We start from the raw sequence: 17765 nt of genomic DNA on the forward strand, positions 1-17765 counted from the left end.
CTTTTGCAGCTAATATGTTCACCTGTTTGTAAGTTATTGAGGCAGCCAGGTATAAAACAAGAGGGCAATGTTTTGTAGCATCCATAAATATATGACAAATTAAAAACAGATAATTTCATGAAAACGGCCAAGTATATTTTTGTAACCGGGGGTGTTACATCTTCATTAGGTAAAGGTATTATAGCAGCTTCGCTTGCTAAGTTATTGCAGGCAAGAGGCCTGAAGGTTACCATCCAAAAGTTTGACCCTTATATCAATGTGGATCCGGGCACTCTAAATCCCTATGAGCATGGAGAATGTTATGTTACAGAAGATGGTGCAGAAACAGATCTTGACCTTGGCCACTACGAACGTTTTTTAAATATACATACCAGCCAGGCTAACAATGTTACTACCGGGCGTATTTACCAAACCGTGATTAACCAGGAAAGGGAAGGGGCATACCTCGGAAAAACAGTACAGGTAGTTCCACATATAACGGACGAAATAAAACGCCGTATGCTATTGTTGGGTAATAGTGGCGAATATGATATTGTTATTACGGAAATTGGTGGTACCGTGGGAGATATTGAAAGCCTTCCTTTTGTAGAAGCGGTACGTCAGCTGCAGTGGCAGATGGAAGAGGAAGATTGCCTGGTGGTGCATCTTACATTGATTCCTTATTTAAAAGCAGCCAAAGAATTAAAGACCAAGCCAACACAGCACAGTGTAAAACTGATGAGTGAAAATGGAGTGCACCCTGACATTATTGTATGCAGAACGGAACGTTCGCTGAACCTGGATTTGAGGAAGAAAATAGCCTTATTCTGTAATGTAAAAACGGAAGCAGTGATTGAGGCGATGGACGCCAATTCCATTTATGAAGTGCCGTTAAAAATGCTGCAGGAAGGACTGGATGTAATTGTATTAAAGAAACTACACATCAACGGTTATTCTGCACCTGAACTTACCAAATGGAAAGGATTTTTGGATAAACTGAAATATCCTTCCGGAAAAATAAATATTGGCCTGATAGGAAAATATATAGAACTGCAGGATGCTTATAAATCCATTTTGGAATCTTTTGTTCACGCTGGAGCTATCAATGAATGCAAGGTAAATATTGTGAACGTACACAGCGAAACAATTACAGATGAAAATGTGCAGGAGAAATTAGGCGGCCTGGATGGTTTATTGGTAGCACCAGGTTTTGGTATGCGTGGAGTGGAAGGAAAAATTGTAGCAGTAAAATTTGCCCGCGAAAACAAGTTGCCATTTTTTGGCATTTGCCTGGGTATGCAGATGGCTGCGATTGAGTTTGCAAGAAACGTATTAGATTTGAAGGATGCCAATAGCACCGAAATGCAGGCTGATACAAAGAATCCGGTGATTGACCTGATGGCGGGCCAAAAGAAAGTGAAAGCAAAAGGCGGTACGATGCGGCTGGGAGCGTATCCATGCGAAATAAAAGAAGGTACACTGGCATACAGTATTTACGGCCAGCCACTAATCAGCGAAAGGCACCGCCACCGCTGGGAATTTAACAACGCCTACCTGCAGCAATTTGAAGACGCAGGTATGATTGCAAGCGGAAAAAATCCTGGTACCGGGCTGGTAGAAATCATCGAATTGAAGGACCATCCTTTTTTTATAGGAGTTCAATACCATCCGGAATTGAAAAGTACAGTAGAAAATCCGCAACCGGTGTTTGTAAACTTTATTAAAGCGGCAAAAGAATTCGCTGATAATAAAACATCTGTGAAAAACACAGTATTGCAAAGTGAGTTGATATAAAATATTGAAGGCTGATTTTTTGATTATAATGTATACGAAAAAACACGTCAAAAAATCAGCCCTGTTAAATTAATTCAGCGTAGCAACAAATAAATAAGCTCCTGGCTGAATGAAATCCGACATCAAAAAATCAACCATCAGACATAACCTCTAATGTTCCTGTTTGGTTAAAACCTCCAATTTCATCTTTTCCCAAAGGCCGTCAAAAGTTGGATTGTTTTCTTCTTTCCACCGGCAGCTAAATCCTTTTATTTTTTGCGTGCGGTCTTCTTTGGTAAGATCAAAAAATGCAGCAATGGCTTCTTTATCGTTTTGATGCGCCAGTGAATTGTACAATTCTTTCAGCTCCTTTTCTTTACTGATATTGGCTGTGACCATTTCTTTCTCCATAGCCTCCCGCTGCATAGCTCTTTCATCATAAGTGCCCGATGGCAGAATTGTTTTGGCAATCACTGGCATCAGTTCTATTAACAATAAAATAATTACCAATAAGTAATACCTGAACTGCAAAGCAGGATTGGTTTTAATTAAATTGTTCAATGCTTCAATTTGCGTCAGAAACCCGTTATTAAAATATTGTGTAAAATTCGCTTCTTCTTTTTTAACCGTATTATCAATGATTTTTAAATCGGTTTCAATCGCCGCAATTTTTGGCTCTTCACTTTTCAGCAATTGCTGGTATTCTCCGTCCAGTTTTTGATATTCATTTCTTTTCGCAATGGCAATATCTTTAATGCCCACTTTACCGGTGCCGCCGCTGCCATCTGTTTCTGATAAAAAATTTTGACGTGCCTTTGCAACATCCGCATATTTTAGCTCCAGCTCTTGTTGAAGGCTTTCTTTTTCGGCAGCTAGTGTAGCTTTTTTATTTTTATAGAGGTCATTCAACTCCTGGCTTTTAACCATCATCTTTTTTTCATTATCCAGCGAAGTTTGTAACCTGATTTCTTTGGCAAACATGTAGAGCAATGCAGGCTGTGCCATAAAAGTACCGATGGTAACAGCCAGCAATCCCCTGAAAAGTAAAGGCAGCAATTTTTTTTTTGAAAATTTGTTGATGCCTTTTATTAAAGCCCTGTCGATGGTTAAAATAATAAAGCCCATAAAAAACCCCAGGGGTATTGCCAGCCATAGCGATGCGGCAACTGTACTAAAAAAATAGGTCCAGGCCAAAGTGGCAAAGGCCCAGGTGCCAAGTACGGTCATGCCAATTATTTTATGGCGGTTGCGGTCTACAACTGCATCTGCGAGTAATTCTTTTTCGGCGGTGGAAAGCCACCATAAAAACTCGGTAAAGCGGGTTGGTTCATAGGTTTCCCTTTGGGTTAAGGGAACAGTTTTTTCCATCATGTTTTAATGATATTAAATGATTACAAAATTGAATCAATAGCAGAGAGAAGTATGTTGAATGTTGAAGTGTGTGCAAAATACAACTTGATAATAAATATCAACGTTAACCTGCTCTATTTATTTGGTATTAAAAAAATACATTAACACTTCATTAAAGGGCAATCTTAAACCGGGGCTTTGTGAAACAGTCTATTCACTTATCTTTGGTCTCTTTTTTGAAAAACAAAGGATAAAATCTAATAACAATGAAAAAAATAATTACTTCTGTTACACTTTTACTGGCTGGTATTATAACGATATATGCCCAGCCAAAAGGCATGGGAAACAACGATCCCGAAGCAAAGAAAATACTGGATGCAGTTAGTGCAAAGTTTAAATCTTTCAAAGGCGTGGAGGCAAAATTTTCGCTGAATATTGAAAATGCTGCTGGCAAAAGTTTAGGAACAAAAAAAGGTATTGTGTATATGAAAGGCAATAAATACCGGGTAAGTATTACAGGCCAGGAAATTTTTTGCGATGGCAGCAACATATCTACTTATGATAGAAGTGCCAACGAAGTGACTATTACAAAAGTTGATCCTTCGGCTAACAGCCTTACTCCGCAAAAGATATTTACCAATTTTTACGACAAAGATTTTTTGTACAAACTGAACCAGGAGAAGACAGTAGGGGGCAAAAAAGTACAGGAAATTGAATTAACACCCATTGATAAAAGCAAGCCATTTTTTAAGGTACTGGTGTATGTAGATAAGGCAAGTCAAATTATCAGCAGCACCAAGGTGTTTGAAAAAACAGGCAATAAATTTACCTATTCCGTTACAGGTATGAACACCACTGCCCCAGTGAATGACACTCAATTTGTATTTGATGCCAAGAAATATCCGGGCGCTGAAGTGGTAGACCTGAGATAATTATGTTACTGGATTTTTTCAAAGAGCCGCATGTGAGTGCTGCTCTTTTTTGTATGCTTTCCGTATTGTTTATTCCGCCCTTTCAGATTCTCCCCAGCGATAGGTGTTTATTGTAAGGCCGGCTAGATCAAGCACCCGGTCAACAACCGTTGCGGCTACTTCTTCAATTGTAGTTGGTTTGCTGTAAAACGATGGCGTGGCAGGGCAGATAATACCTCCTGCCAGGGTAACGGTTTCCATATTGCGGATATGAACCAGGTTGTAGGGTGTATCTCTTACAACACAGATCAATTTTCTTCTTTCCTTTAAAATAACATCTGCCGCCCGGGAAATAAGGTCATTGCTGATCCCGCCGGCAATTCTTCCGAGCGTGCCCATACTGCAGGGAATAACAATCATAATATCATATTGACCGGATCCGGAGGCGAAGGGCGCCATGAAATCCATCGACGTATGCATTTTTACAGGATAACTGTCATAGCCTTCGTTATCCATTTCGGTCTTCCAAACCGCTTTGGCATTTTCTGTTAAAATTACCGAGAGATCGCTCCACTGATCTTGTATGGTTAGTAATTTGTCTAATAAAACCTTCGAATAAACTGATCCGCTCGCCCCTGTAATGGCTACAACAATTTTATGCATTTTTCGTCGTTATGTGATGGTGTAAGCTACTAAACAATTATTGTATGCAAAAGGTTACCGGTTTTATAATTATCGTTGTTTTGTTTTTTATAAGTGTTTCTTTTATTCCTAAAAACAAAGAAAAGGTGCAGTGGCTTACCGTAGCCCAACTACAGGAAGCATACAGCAAAAATCCTAAACCAATATTGGTTGATGTGTATACCAACTGGTGCGGCTGGTGTAAAGTAATGGACAGGCAAACCTACAGTAATGAAAAAGTAGTTTCTTATATCAATGAACATTATTATGCTGTGAAACTGGATGCAGAACAAAAAGACTCACTGGAATGGAATGGTAAAAAATATGGATACAGCAAGCTAAATAAAGTAAATGAGTTGGCCGTTTATTTATGTTACGGACAATTAAGTTTTCCTACAACAGTATTTGTTGCTGATATGAAGGCTCAGCCAGCGCCACTTGCAGGATATTTAAAAGCAAGCGAAATAGAAACACCGCTTAAATTTTTTGGTGAAAACGCTTACAAAACACAAAACTTTCAAGACTTCAACAAGGCATTCAGCAATAGCTGGTAGATGCCGGATAACATATTTAATATTTGTTTTCGATTATTAATGATTCCGTAAACAAGCAGGCTTCCAGAGGGGAGCTGTTTGTTTTTATAGCCTTACCGTTCGTTGTATTTTCCATTATCTGCTTTTATGTTTACCTGATTTACACAATACACACAAATTATTTTGTCGCTGCTAAATTGTAATTTCCGTTCTTAATTATTTTAATGGCAGCAACTTCTTCACTACAGCGCCGGCTGGGGCTTTTTCATTCTACAGTTTTGAACATGATCGATATGGTGGGTATAGGACCCTTTGTAACCTTACCGATTGTAATGGGATTAATGGGCGGCATGTTTTTATATGCCTGGATTGCGGGCGCTTTGCTTTCGCTGGTAGATGCTATGATATGGAGTGAGCTTGGTGCAGCCTATCCTTTAGCGGGCGGCAGTTATAATTTTTTGAAAGAAGCTTACGGAAAGAATGGAATGGGGAAACTAATGAGTTTTTTATATGTATGGCAGACTGTTATACAAGCGCCGCTGGTAGCGGCTTCCGCGGCTATTGGATTTTCCCAGTACCTTGGATACCTGGTACATTTGGAAGACTGGCAGGCAAAAGCGGTATCAGGTGCGGTAATTGTTTTAATCACCTTTTTGTTATACCGTAAAATTGATAGTATTGGCAAAATTGGTGTGCTGCTGTGGACAGGTGTGTTACTGACTTTGGGTTGGATCATTATTGGTGGCATTTTGCATGGAAATATATTGCAACCGCTACAGCATATCAACAGTGATTTTAGCTGGGGTCAACTATTATCTTTTGGATTCGGCCAGGCTTGTGTTAAAACCATTTACAGTTACCTTGGTTATTACAACGTTTGCCATTTAGGTGGGGAGATAAAAAATCCTGGAAAAAATATTCCACGAAGCATGTTTATTTCCGTGATCGGCATCGCAATATTGTACTTGGCAATGAATATGAGTGTAAGCAGTGTTATATCCTGGCAGGAAATAAAAGCCTGGCAGGACACAGGACAAAACAATTTTGTAGTAAGTACATTTTTAGAAAGATTGTACGGGGCAACAGCTGCGAAAGCAGGTACTGTAATGATTTTATGGGTGGCACTTTCTTCTCTTTTCGCAGTAATGCTGGGGTATTCCCGTGTGCCTTATGCTGCAGCTATTGACGGCGCTTTTTTTAAAGTTTTTGGTAGACTGCATCCAACAAAAAATTTCCCCTATATTTCATTGTTGGTATTGGCTGGTTTGGCTTTTATATTCAGCTTGTCTTTTAAAATGAAACACATCATTGATGGAATTTTGGCCATGCGGATCATGGTGCAGTTTGTTGGTCAGGCTGCGGGTGTGGTACTCTTGAGAAAAAGAAATGGGACAGCTAGCCTGCCCTATAAAATGCCGCTGTATCCACTTCCGGTTGTACTGGCGATTGCCATGTGGCTATTCATTTTTTACGCCACAGGCTTTACTATTATGTTTTCTTTTTTGCTGGTATTTGGCAGCGGGCTGACTGTATATCTTATAATGGCAAAATTGAAATCTCAATGGCCTTTTAATATGGGATTGCGATAGCCGCTATTTTCGTTTAAGCATAGCTGTTAGATTACCTTAATTCTACTTCCATAATTTTTAAGCCTAGGCAAGTTCAATACGTAATCGTTGTTTAATACAACTCATAAAAAAAGGGCTGCTGAAATTAGCAGCCCGATACCTTTATTAACAAAGATCAATATGTTCTATTAGATCAATTTAACGTTAACGGCATTTAAACCTTTTTTACCTTCCTGCAGGTCGAATTCTACATGGTCTCCTTCTTTGATGTCATTGATTAATCCGCTAACATGTACGAAAGTTTCTTTGTTAGAATCATCATGCTTGATAAAACCGAATCCTTTTTCAGAATTGAAAAACTTAACGGTGCCTAGTGTTTTGTCCATTTTTTAAAAATTGTATTGTATTAAATTAAGGTGCAAATATAACTTTTTATTTTAAATAATACAGAAATACTACAGATAGTATGTTTAACGTTGAAAACCAAGTCATTTCCCCTTGAAATAACTTGCCATTTTAAGATAATCGCCTTAGGCCCTGGCCATGTTTCGAACAATTTTACGCTTTTTAATGAGTAAAATGCCGCCAATAGCTTTAGAAACATGGTTTATATTATATCCGCTGGTTACTAACATCCTTTTGCAACTAATAAATGAGCTTATCTTGCGGCAGTCCAATAAAACAAATAGATGCTGCATTATTTCTTTAAAATTTATCTCAAATTAACCGGGTGGAAGGCTACAGGACCGTTACCGAAGGATTTAAAAAAGTTTATCATGATTGTTGGACCGCATACCAGCAGTTTGGATGTTTTTATGGGTTTTGCTTTTAGAAGCGTTTTAAAACTGAAGCATATTAAGTTTATTGCCAAACAGGAATTGTTTAAACCTCCACTAGGTTTTTTATTTCGCCAGGCCGGGGGCGTGCCCGTTGACCGCTTTAATAAAAATAATTTTGTAGACCAGGTGGCGGAAATGTTTATTCAAAATGATTCCTTTGCTATAGCATTATCGCCGGAGGGTACAAGAAAGAAAGTGGACCGGCTGAGAACAGGTTTTTATCACATTGCCAAAAAAGCGAACGTACCTATTGTAATGCTAGCATTTGATTTTGAACATAAAGAATTTCGCTTTGCTCCTCCTTTTTTTACAACGGATGATGAAGCGGCTGATTACAACAAAATACTTACTTTCTTTACAAGTGTAAAAGGGAAAAATCCAGAATTGGGTATGGAACATCTTTTAAACTCAAACTGAATAAGCATGACCTAGCTTGTTTATTGGCAGGCAGATTACATATTACGTTTTAATACTTCACCAAGTCCGCCTGAAAAAGCCTACATTTGCAAAAATTTTAATTATGATAAACGATGTAATTGCAAAATTTATTGAAGGTGGCCACCTGGCTAAAAACCCGGTAAAAATTGAATTTAAGAAAAGAAATACTATCCTTGGTATTTTTGTTCAGTCGGCGGATTATGAAGATTTGAAATCTAAAAACTTTTGGCGCATTGTTTCTGAAACCAACATTAAGGAATGGAAAGAATCGCATGATAACAAACTGGCTAAGATATTCAGCGGCGCAGAATTTAACCGCATCACATTGCCAAAACAAGCTGTGGCGGTATAGTTTTAAAAGCGTACTACTAATTTTAAATTTATTAAGGGCATTTTATTCAATACAATTTGACCTCGACTATATTTATAAAAAAAGTGCAACATTCAATGTTGCACTTTTTTTATGGCTGAAGTTTTTTTAGGCATATGCTTCAACCGGCTCGCAGGTGCAAACCAAATTTCTGTCGCCATAAGTATTGTTCACCCTGGCGATTGATGGCCAGAATTTATTTTGCTTTACATAAGGCAAAGGAAAAGCTGCGGTAGTTCTTGAATAAGGTTTAGTCCATTCATCTGCACATATTACAAGCTGAGTATGGGGTGCATTCTTTAATACATTGTCTTTTTTATCAGCATCGCCATTTTCTATTGTTTTTATTTCATGATAAATGCCAATCAGCGCATCGCAAAAACGATCGAGCTCACTTTTATCTTCGCTTTCTGTCGGTTCAATCATAAGCGTGCCAGCAACCGGAAAAGAAAGGGTGGGAGCATGAAAACCATAATCCATTAGTCTTTTAGCCACGTCCTCTGCTTCAATGCCGGCACTGGTTTTAAATGGCCGCAGGTCTACAATAAATTCATGCGCCGCAGTTCCATTTTTTCCTGAGTATAAAATCTTGTAGTATTTTTCCAGTCTTGCTTTCATATAATTGGCATTCAGTATAGCGTACTCAGTAGCACTACGCAAACCTTTTGCACCCAGCATTTTTATGTATGCATAGCTGATCAGTAAAATGCTCGCACTACCATAAGGAGCTGCACTAACTGCATGCGTATTGGAGGTTTCGTTATCAAGGTTAACGTGGCCTGGCAAAAAAGGAACTAACTGTGGTGCTACGCAAATAGGTCCAACACCAGGGCCTCCGCCACCATGTGGTATCGCAAAGGTTTTATGCAGGTTTAAATGACAAACATCAGCGCCAATCATTCCCGGGCTTGTTAAGCCTACTTGTGCATTCATGTTGGCACCATCCATGTAAACTTGCCCGCCATGTTCATGTATGGTGTTACAAATTTCAATGATGCTTTCTTCAAACACACCATGCGTGGAAGGGTAAGTAACCATCAATGCAGCCAGGTCATTTTTATGTTCTTCTGCTTTTGCTTTTAAATCTGTTACATCAATATTACCTGCTTCGTCGCATTTGGTAACAACTACCTTCATGCCCGCCATTACTGCACTGGCAGGATTGGTGCCATGTGCCGAAATAGGTATCAGAACAACATTGCGGTGACTTTCACCTCTTGACTCATGATAAGCACGTATGGTTAGCAGGCCAGCATATTCGCCCTGTGCACCACTGTTGGGTTGTAACGAAGTAGCAGCAAAGCCGGTAATCTTGCTTAAATAATTTTCCAGTTCAGTAATAATCTGCTGGTACCCAAGTGTTTGATCGGCGGGAGCAAAAGGATGCAGCTTGCTGAAGGAAGGCCAACTTACAGGAATCAACTCTGTAGCGGCATTCAGCTTCATGGTGCAACTGCCCAGGCTGATCATGGAAGTATTTAAACTAAGATCTTTGTTCTCTAAAAATTTAAGGTACCGCATCATTTCGCTTTCGCTGCGGTGAGTGTTGAATACCGGGTGTGTTAAAAAGTCAGAGTTTCTTGTAAGTGCAAAAGGAATATTTGAAAGATAGGCATCTGCATCAAAACCAGCTACCGCCGTATCGATATTAATGGATGCTGCCAGTATATGCAATATGTCTACCACATCACTTTGTGAAGTGGTCTCATCTAATGAAATGCCGATGTGTTTATTATCAATCAGCCGGAAATTCATTTCCTGCGCCGCAGCAGATTTTATTACCGCCGTTGCATCTGCTACCGTTACTTTCAGCGTATCAAAATAATATTCGTTTTCATTGTCAAAGCCAAGTTCATTCAGTTCGTCGCTCAATGTTTGCGCCAATATGCTGATGCGTTTTGCAATATTGGTTAAACCATCCGGACCATGATAAATAGCGTACATAGCGGCCATATTACTTAGCAGGGCTTGTGCCGTACAAATATTACTGGTAGCCTTTTCCCTGCGAATGTGCTGCTCTCTTGTCTGCAGTGCCATGCGCAGGCAACGGTTACCGAGCGCATCAACACTAACGCCGATTATTCTGCCCGGGATGGTTCTTTTAAATTCATCTTTTGTAGCAAAAAAGGCGGCATGCGGTCCGCCAAATCCCATCGGCACACCGAAACGTTGGGATGAACCGATGGCCACATCAGCGCCCAATTCTCCCGGCGGAGTCAATAATGTTAATGCCAGTAAATCGGTGGCCATTATTACTTGCGCATTTACAGCATGCGCCGCGGTTATAAAGTTGCGGTAGTCTCTTACGGCTCCATCGCTGTCGGGGTATTGAACAATCGCACCAAAATAATTTTCATCCAGCACCGCCTGGTTGAAATCGCCAAACACCAGCTCAATGCCAATGGGCGCAGCTCTTGTTACCAGCACATCTTTTGTTTGAGCAAATATCTTGTCATCAACAAAAAATTGGGGTGCGGTAATATGATCGTGGTCTTTGTTTTTATGATTGAACAGCATAGCCATCGCTTCAGCAGCTGCAGTACCTTCGTCCAGCAAACTTGCATTGGCAATTGGTAAAGCGGTCAGGTCGGCTACCATGGTTTGGTAGTTTAACAAACTTTCCAAACGCCCCTGCGAAATCTCTGCCTGGTATGGTGTGTATTGAGTATACCAGCCCGGGTTTTCAAAAACATTCCTGAGTATAACCGACGGGGTAATGGTATCGTAATATCCCTGGCCGATGTAAGTTTTAAAGACTTTATTTTTTTCGGCTGTTTTTTTCAGTTCGTTTAAATAATCAAACTCGCTGATAGCAGCAGGTATGTCAAGATCTCCCTTGATCCGGATGCCGTCCGGGATGGTTTTGCTAATCAGTTCATCAATAGAACTTAGGCCAATGGCGGATAACATCGCATCTTTTTCGGTTTCGTTTGGTCCTATATGCCTGCCTTGAAATTCACATTGTTGTTGCTCAAAAATATTCATATTGCTGTTTGAAGGTTGAAATTCTCTTTTTTTGTCCGGGCATAGTGCTGAAAGGATCATTGTTGCGTCGCCCTCTTTTACTTTTTCAGCTACTGGGAACATTGCTCAGTGAGTAGGCAGGTTTCCTTGATATTTTTTCTCAACGGATTAAATATTCTGCAAACTGATTACCTGACTGATTTTGTAAGGTGCAAAATTACTGCATCATAACAATATTTGGTGTCAATATGTTCACACATTTAAAACTGTGGAAAACTGTAGAATAAACTGCAATCGTTATGTCTAAGCGAATGCTTAATAGTGAATTAGATAGTATTATTCCCACCGTTTTTATTTTCGCTTTTTTGGGTTGCTTAAAAACCCAATCTCCGTTTGATGGCATTATGTTCGTTACTTTGCACGGGTGAACCAGGCAATTGCAAAAAGAGCCGCACAACATTCACGGCAACCATTATGAGCGACGAACTTTTAAGAGCCTGGGAAAAAAAATCGGGCGACAGAAATAAATTGTACAAAAATTACCTGCACCGGGCAGATAAGAATACCGTACTGAAAGCCTTACCGGAGTTGCATGAAGAGGCATTTAGCAAAGTGGATTGTCTTCAATGCGGTAATTGTTGCAAAGGATATTCGCCCCGCTTAAAAACACCCGATATTAAACGTATAGCCAAATATTTAAAAATGAAGGAAGGTGATCTGATCAATGATTACCTGCGGGTTGATGAAGATGGCGATTACGTAATGCGCACAGCACCTTGCCCGTTTTTAGGCGCCGATAATTATTGCAGCATCTACGAAGTGCGTCCATCTGATTGTGCCCGCTTTCCCTATACCAACGAAGATGTGTTGTTAAAAAGGCAACCCCTCACGCTAAAAAATTCCACCTTTTGCCCCATCGTTTATTATGTGCTGGAAAAGCTGATGGCAACTGCAAAATAGACCTGTCAAAAAAATCAAATTAAATTTATTTTGCAGTCAATTCATCATAGGCTGCGGTCAAAGGCCTTTCAATGCCATCGCCCTTCCATTCAGGAGTTCCGGGTATTTCTGTAGCTTTTAAAATTTCTTCTTTGGTTTTACCAGCTTTAATCTGTTCGCCCACGAATAATAATACTTTGCCCAGGTAATCCCTGAATGCCTTGATGTCATCCTTGGTAACAATGATGTCATAACCATCTGCCGCATGACCGCAAACAAAAGTTGTTTTGTTGTTGAAAGTCTTGTCAGCCTTGTCGAGCACCTGTATCCAGCTGGCAATATTGGCACCGGCAGAACGGTCCACAAACGGGTGACGCCTGTTAAAAACCAAATCTCCCGTGTGAACAATGTTTGCTTTTTTAAACTGTACAAAACTGTCGCCGTTGGTATGTGCGGCACCAAAATAATGCAGGCAGATTTCTTCCTTACCCACAGGCTGGCACCAGGTGGTAGTATAAGTTTGATCCGGGTACAATTGCTGGTCTTCATTCTTTTTCTCTTTGGCTACCCGTTCCTGGTTGCTCTTGCTGTTTTCATGTGCCAGCACATGAGGCACCAAACCTTTAAAAGAAATATTGCCGGCAGTATGGTCGCCGTGATGATGTGTATTGATCAACAGCTGAAAAGGCTGCTGGCTTCTCTTTTTCAATTCGTCAATCAGGTGCTGCGATTGTTCCGGAAACTGCGAGTCAACAACAATTAAACCTTCCTTGCCAATCATAAACAAAATGGTGCCGCCTTTTTCTGTAAACACACCCATGGTATCATTCAGCATTTTTATTTTCCATGCCGGATCAGCTAAGAATTGCGCCAGTGTTTGATTGCTTAAAAAGGCCAAACCAGCCAAAGTAAGGCTGCTGTTGCGGAGAAAAGTTCTGCGTTGCATAGTTAAGTTTTTATGATTTGAAGTTACGATTCATTTTTATTGATTGCTTTCAAGGTATTTTTTAATTGCCATTACATCTTCGTTACCAAATCCTGCCTGTTGGGCTTTGTTAAACGCATCATACAAGGGGGTAATCAACGGTGCATCCAGGCCGGCTTCTTTTGCCAGCCTTAAATCTTTTACCAAATGTTTCAGTGCAAAAGCAGCCGGATAATCATCGTTTAAAATGGAAGCAGATTTTAATTTTGTAATGCCGTTTGCACAAGCTCCCTCATTTACAATCGTAAGCATATCCTGTTTGCTGATGCCGTTTTTTTCTGCAAACAAAACGGTTTCAGCGAGCCCCTGCAGGTTTAAGGCCAGCAGATAATTAATGGCCAGCTTTGCTGTACTGCCCTTGCCGGATTCTCCCAGGAGCAAAGAAAGTTTACCCAACACATCAAAAACCGGTTTGGCTTTTTCGTAATTTTCAGCGCTGCCACCAACCAATATGATCAGTGTTCCATCCTGTGCAGGTTTAACGCTGCCCGATACAGGCGCTTCAATGAAACCTAATCCCAGCCTGGCGCAAATACCCGCCAGGTAACAGGATGTTTCGGGGGCAACTGTACTCATGTCGATGAAAAGCTTGCCGGGTTGTGGCTTTGATAGCAGTCCGTTTGTGCCTTCAAATATTACTTTTACTGCAGCATCGTCCGATAATATAGTGATTATGATATCGCAATGTTGCACCAGCTGCTGCAGACTTTCAGCAGCACTTGCACCTGCTTCAATTAGTGCCTGTTCTTTACTTTTGGTACGATTGAAAACAGTTACTTCAAAACCCGCTTTTAGTAAATTCTTTGCCATTGGCAAGCCCATATTTCCTAATCCAACCCAGCCTATTTTTGGTTTACTCATATTAAGATAACGATGTGATTAATATTATTAATCGATGATGAACGCAAAATGGTTTACTCTCAACTGAATTTATTTGAAGATATTGTATAGCTGCTTCCCAGTTAGCAACGGGTTCCACAATTGAGATCAACTGTTTTAATAAACTCAATACTCCAGCTTCTTCAAGGAAGGTGCTTTTATCCAGGTGGCGACTACCACTAAAATCGTCATACAGCCGCCGAATACGACAGATGGAATAACGCCCATCAGTTTAGCCGCAACACCGCTCTCAAACTGCCCGATTTCATTGGATGAATTGATGAACATGGAGTTTACACTCAGCACCCTGCCACGCAACTCATCGGGGGTTTTTAGCTGCATGATATTGCCTCTTACCACCACGCTTACGCCGTCAAATATGCCACCTGCCACCAACGCTACAAAAGATAGCCAATACCATTTTGATAAACCAAAAAGAATGATGCACAATCCAAAACCTGTAACCGCCATAAACAATTTAATGCCTTGTTTCTTCTTCATCGGATTTAGCGTAAGTGCTATTACCATACTGATAGAACCTATGTCAGACGCAGCATTGAGCCAGCCAAAACCAATCGGGCCTACGTGTAAAATGTCTTTGGCATATACCGGCACCATGGCAACAGCCCCACCAAATAATACCGCAAACAAATCCAACGTAATAGCACCCAACACTTCCTTTGTTTTAAAAACATACTTTAATCCCTCGGCTACAGCTTCCAGTGTTTTCTTTTCCGAACTCATCCCCGGCGGTTTTGGCGTTAACCGGCTCAGTAATAAAAAGCCGGTGATGATGAGTGACGTTATGATAACGAATGTACCGGTAACATGCAGCCAGGCAATTAAAAAACCCGCGAGTGCATGCCCGCTGATGCTGGCGATTAGCCAGCTGGTAGAACTTAACTGTGATGCGGGAATCAACAAATGCTTTGGCACCAGCGATGCAATCATGGCGCCAAAACTTGGACCGGAAAAAGCCCTGATAGCACCGGTAATAAAAACAATGCTGTAAATAAAAATAATGATCAGCTTGGTACCAAATTGCTGACTGAACCATTGCGTGGAGGTACCGAGCAAAATAAACGTACACATGGCGTAAAGGGAAATCGTGATCAGCAGGAGCCGCCGTTTTTCACTGCGATCAATTACGTAGCCGGCATACAGGGCCAGGCCAATTGCGGGTATAGCTTCTGCAAGTCCTATCATGCCGATATAAAAAGCATCACCAGTTAATTCATACATCCACCAGCTTACAAGTGTACCCATCATGCGTAACCCCATGATAAAAACAAAGCGTCCCAAAATAAAATTCCGAAATTCTGTAATCTTTAAAACTGCGAGCGGATGATTTGCCAATGCCATTCTGGTTGATGTTATACAAATGTAAAAAACTAACAGGCAAGAACGTGGTAATGTTTAAATCAGGGAAGCGTAAGAAAATATTGGCCGTTTTCATATTCTTTATCCAAAGCAGCAATGATAGTTTTCAGATGTTCGTCGTTACCCAAAAAATCAGCATTGGATGCATCTACAAAAATGGTTTTTATATGATGCTGTTTTATGTACTGCGTATAGGTTTCCTGTAATGAAAACAGGTATTCGTTGGCAATATTTTGTTCGTATACGCGATTGCGTTTTTTAATGTGCTGCTGCAACACGTTTACCGGGCTGTGCAGGTAAATGAGAATATCCGGTTGTACAATTTGCGGATAAATGATATCGAATAGTTTTTGAAATAACCTGAACTCTTCGCTCGGCAAATTTACTTTTGCAAAGAGCAGGCATTTTGTAAAAAGATAATCCGCAATGGTAACGTTTTGAAACATGTCTTTTGTTTGCAATAAATCTTTCAATTGTTTATAGCGTTCGGCCATAAAAAACAATTCCAGCGGAAAGGCGTATTGCTGCTGGTTTTCATAAAACTTTGGTAAAAAAGGATTGTCTGCAAATTCTTCCAGTATCAGCCTTGCATTGTAATGTTTGCTTAACAAATGCGCCAGGGTGGTTTTGCCGGCGCCGATATTTCCCTCTATTGTAACAAAATTGTATTTCATATTTTCAAAACCGAAAATAAGTGGATTATGCAGTTGAGCAATTAAAACTTTTTAACATCCAACGGGTCAGTACATTCCTGCAGCAGTTGGTGCATTGTTTTATGCGATACAGGATGTTTAAAACCCGGTGACAATTCATTCAGCGGAATGAGTACGAAGCGCCTGTTCTCGATTTGCGGATGTGGCACAGTCAGTTTTTTTTCAGCGATAATTTCTTTGTTGAAAAATAAAATATCAATGTCAATAATACGGGGTGCATTCTTTGTTGTTCTTATCCTGCCCATGCTTTTTTCAACGAACAGTACAGCGTCTATAGTAGCAGCGGCTGCCAATTTAGTTTCTACCACAATCACCTGGTTTAAAAAATCGGGTTGATTGGTATTGCCCCAGGCTGCTGTAACATACAGGCTACTTTGACGCGTAACCTTCCCTACTTTTTGGTTGATGTTTTTAATGGCTTTTTGTAATTGCAACCCGCTGTTACCCATATTGCTGCCAAGCAGTAAGTAAGTTTTATTCATCTTTTAAAAACAGTCTTTTATCGAACATAAACTTTTTAACGGCAACAATCTTCACCTTTTTTAAATCAGCATGCCTGGGATTCAGGATGAAATTATTTTCCTGGTCTACAACCGCAGAAGGAACTTTCAATAGCAAGCCGTTATTGGATTTTACAAATTCATCACCCATCCATTGTGTATAGCCAATATCATCTTTCCATATTGCTTTTAATTTAGCTGAAGTGATGATTAATGGTTGAATACTGTCTGGAATTTCAATGTTAATGAGGTGATAAGTTAAGGGAATGGTATAAGGATCAGCCCGTACCAATATTTCAAGCACGGCTAATGAAATATTTTCGGTTGTATAGATCACCGGTAAACCAACAGAATTCCACCTGCCGCCAAATAATTTGGCTCCGTTCCCGGAAAGATCATCCTTATAAGTTTCGGCAGCCAGCCTGTATGCAATCATGCCAGTATGCCGTGTTGAATTCTTCCTAATTGGGTTAACACCAGCTGAATGCCGTAAGCTGTGGTTAAAGATTCAAAAGACAGTGACCCTTCCAGCATCAATGGTTTTCTTTTTAGCCAGTTGTAAAACAGTTCAGTTTTACCAAATGTTTTTTTCCCTTCATTGATCACCTGTGCAATTTGCATTGCCCGCTCTGCATTAATAGGGGCGAAACTGCCATTGTTTTTGGCATAGCGTTGCAGTGTGCGCTCGCTTATATGCAGTAAGGAAGCCCATTCCGCCTGGGTAAAGGGAGCTTTATCCGCAATTTTTTTAAATTCGCTGTAGGTAAAGTTTTTTACAGCCGGAATTATTTTTACTGACTTGTTGTAGCTTACTTCAGGTTCTTCCAGTTTGCTAACTTTGCTTTCGGCAGAAGTTAAATTGTTTTTTTTCAGTTTATTTCGCTTTTCCATTATGCGTCATTTGTCATTAAAGTTACGACAAGTGTCGCTAATTTTTCAAATTTTTTTTACAGCATTTTTACA

The 17765-nt window shown here is 40.2% G+C and carries 18 protein-coding genes; 7 read left to right on the forward strand and 11 right to left on the reverse strand.

From position 1 onward, the window contains the following. Positions 1-117: 117 nt before the first annotated feature. Positions 118-1773 carry a CTP synthase gene (gene pyrG, locus QWZ08_RS03470; protein ID WP_290335818.1) on the forward strand — a complete coding sequence of 552 codons (1656 nt, stop codon included), beginning with the start codon at positions 118-120 and terminating at the stop codon, positions 1771-1773. Between the two features lie 150 nt (positions 1774-1923). On the opposite strand, the gene QWZ08_RS03475 is transcribed toward pyrG, so the two are convergent. Beyond that, positions 1924-3123, reverse strand: a complete 1200-nt coding sequence (locus tag QWZ08_RS03475; RefSeq protein ID WP_290335819.1) for a DUF4407 domain-containing protein — start codon at positions 3121-3123, stop codon at positions 1924-1926. 245 nt (positions 3124-3368) lie between these two features. Here QWZ08_RS03475 and lolA1 point away from each other — a divergent pair, with 245 nt between their 5' ends. After that, positions 3369-4034, forward strand: a complete 666-nt coding sequence (lolA1, locus tag QWZ08_RS03480; RefSeq protein ID WP_290335820.1) for an outer membrane lipoprotein periplasmic chaperone LolA1 — start codon at positions 3369-3371, stop codon at positions 4032-4034. A gap of 69 nt (positions 4035-4103) precedes the next feature. On the opposite strand, the gene QWZ08_RS03485 is transcribed toward lolA1, so the two are convergent. Then, a complete protein-coding gene (locus QWZ08_RS03485; protein WP_290335821.1) occupies positions 4104-4676 on the reverse strand; it encodes a UbiX family flavin prenyltransferase in 573 nt (190 codons plus the stop codon). A gap of 44 nt (positions 4677-4720) precedes the next feature. Here QWZ08_RS03485 and QWZ08_RS03490 point away from each other — a divergent pair, with 44 nt between their 5' ends. Then, positions 4721-5248, forward strand: coding sequence for a thioredoxin family protein (locus tag QWZ08_RS03490; RefSeq protein ID WP_290335822.1), 528 nt, complete (start codon positions 4721-4723; stop codon positions 5246-5248). 203 nt (positions 5249-5451) lie between these two features. After that, complete coding sequence (locus QWZ08_RS03495; protein ID WP_290335823.1) at positions 5452-6816, forward strand: APC family permease; 1365 nt, start codon at positions 5452-5454, stop codon at positions 6814-6816. 167 nt (positions 6817-6983) lie between these two features. Here the strand turns inward: QWZ08_RS03495 and QWZ08_RS03500 are convergent, their stop codons facing one another. Next, a complete protein-coding gene (locus QWZ08_RS03500; protein WP_290335824.1) occupies positions 6984-7181 on the reverse strand; it encodes a cold-shock protein in 198 nt (65 codons plus the stop codon). 390 nt (positions 7182-7571) lie between these two features. On the opposite strand from QWZ08_RS03500, the gene QWZ08_RS03505 reads away from it, so the two are divergent. Together QWZ08_RS03505 and QWZ08_RS03510 are read left to right on the forward strand one after the other, a co-directional pair. Beyond that, positions 7572-8051: a 1-acyl-sn-glycerol-3-phosphate acyltransferase gene (locus QWZ08_RS03505; protein ID WP_290335825.1), complete on the forward strand. Its 480-nt coding sequence runs from the start codon at positions 7572-7574 to the stop codon at positions 8049-8051. Between the two features lie 103 nt (positions 8052-8154). Next, positions 8155-8424 carry a short-chain dehydrogenase gene (locus QWZ08_RS03510; RefSeq protein ID WP_290335826.1) on the forward strand — a complete coding sequence of 90 codons (270 nt, stop codon included), beginning with the start codon at positions 8155-8157 and terminating at the stop codon, positions 8422-8424. Between the two features lie 126 nt (positions 8425-8550). Here QWZ08_RS03510 and gcvP read toward each other — a convergent pair whose 3' ends face one another. Then, positions 8551-11427, reverse strand: coding sequence for an aminomethyl-transferring glycine dehydrogenase (gcvP, locus tag QWZ08_RS03515; protein WP_435387580.1), 2877 nt, complete (start codon positions 11425-11427; stop codon positions 8551-8553). 453 nt (positions 11428-11880) lie between these two features. On the opposite strand from gcvP, the gene QWZ08_RS03520 reads away from it, so the two are divergent. Beyond that, positions 11881-12366 carry a YkgJ family cysteine cluster protein gene (locus QWZ08_RS03520; RefSeq protein ID WP_290335828.1) on the forward strand — a complete coding sequence of 162 codons (486 nt, stop codon included), beginning with the start codon at positions 11881-11883 and terminating at the stop codon, positions 12364-12366. Between the two features lie 25 nt (positions 12367-12391). On the opposite strand, the gene QWZ08_RS03525 is transcribed toward QWZ08_RS03520, so the two are convergent. The 7 genes from QWZ08_RS03525 to QWZ08_RS03555 all read right to left on the reverse strand — a co-directional run bounded on the left by QWZ08_RS03525 (position 12392) and on the right by QWZ08_RS03555 (position 17693). Beyond that, positions 12392-13291 carry an MBL fold metallo-hydrolase gene (locus tag QWZ08_RS03525; protein ID WP_290335829.1) on the reverse strand — a complete coding sequence of 300 codons (900 nt, stop codon included), beginning with the start codon at positions 13289-13291 and terminating at the stop codon, positions 12392-12394. Positions 13292-13327: 36 nt separating this feature from the next. Further along, positions 13328-14191, reverse strand: coding sequence for an NAD(P)-dependent oxidoreductase (locus QWZ08_RS03530; RefSeq protein ID WP_290335830.1), 864 nt, complete (start codon positions 14189-14191; stop codon positions 13328-13330). 144 nt (positions 14192-14335) lie between these two features. Continuing rightward, positions 14336-15571: an MFS transporter gene (locus QWZ08_RS03535; protein WP_290335831.1), complete on the reverse strand. Its 1236-nt coding sequence runs from the start codon at positions 15569-15571 to the stop codon at positions 14336-14338. A gap of 59 nt (positions 15572-15630) precedes the next feature. Next, positions 15631-16263: a deoxynucleoside kinase gene (locus QWZ08_RS03540; RefSeq protein WP_290335832.1), complete on the reverse strand. Its 633-nt coding sequence runs from the start codon at positions 16261-16263 to the stop codon at positions 15631-15633. A 41-nt stretch (positions 16264-16304) separates the two neighbouring features. Next, on the reverse strand, positions 16305-16784 hold the full coding sequence (gene folK / locus QWZ08_RS03545; protein ID WP_290335833.1) for a 2-amino-4-hydroxy-6-hydroxymethyldihydropteridine diphosphokinase: 480 nt from the start codon (positions 16782-16784) through the stop codon (positions 16305-16307). Beyond that, entirely contained in the window at positions 16777-17238 is a 462-nt protein-coding gene (locus QWZ08_RS03550; RefSeq protein ID WP_290335834.1) for an RES family NAD+ phosphorylase, read from the reverse strand. The genes folK and QWZ08_RS03550 overlap by 8 nt, the downstream gene beginning before the upstream one ends. Then, positions 17235-17693, reverse strand: coding sequence for an Xre family toxin-antitoxin system antitoxin (locus QWZ08_RS03555; protein WP_290335835.1), 459 nt, complete (start codon positions 17691-17693; stop codon positions 17235-17237). Before QWZ08_RS03555 ends, QWZ08_RS03550 begins: the two co-directional genes overlap by 4 nt. Positions 17694-17765 lie beyond the last annotated feature (72 nt).

Origin of the sequence: Ferruginibacter paludis (assembly GCF_030409685.1) — a bacterium.
In the GTDB taxonomy this organism is placed as follows: Bacteria; Bacteroidota; Bacteroidia; order Chitinophagales; family Chitinophagaceae; genus Ferruginibacter; species Ferruginibacter paludis.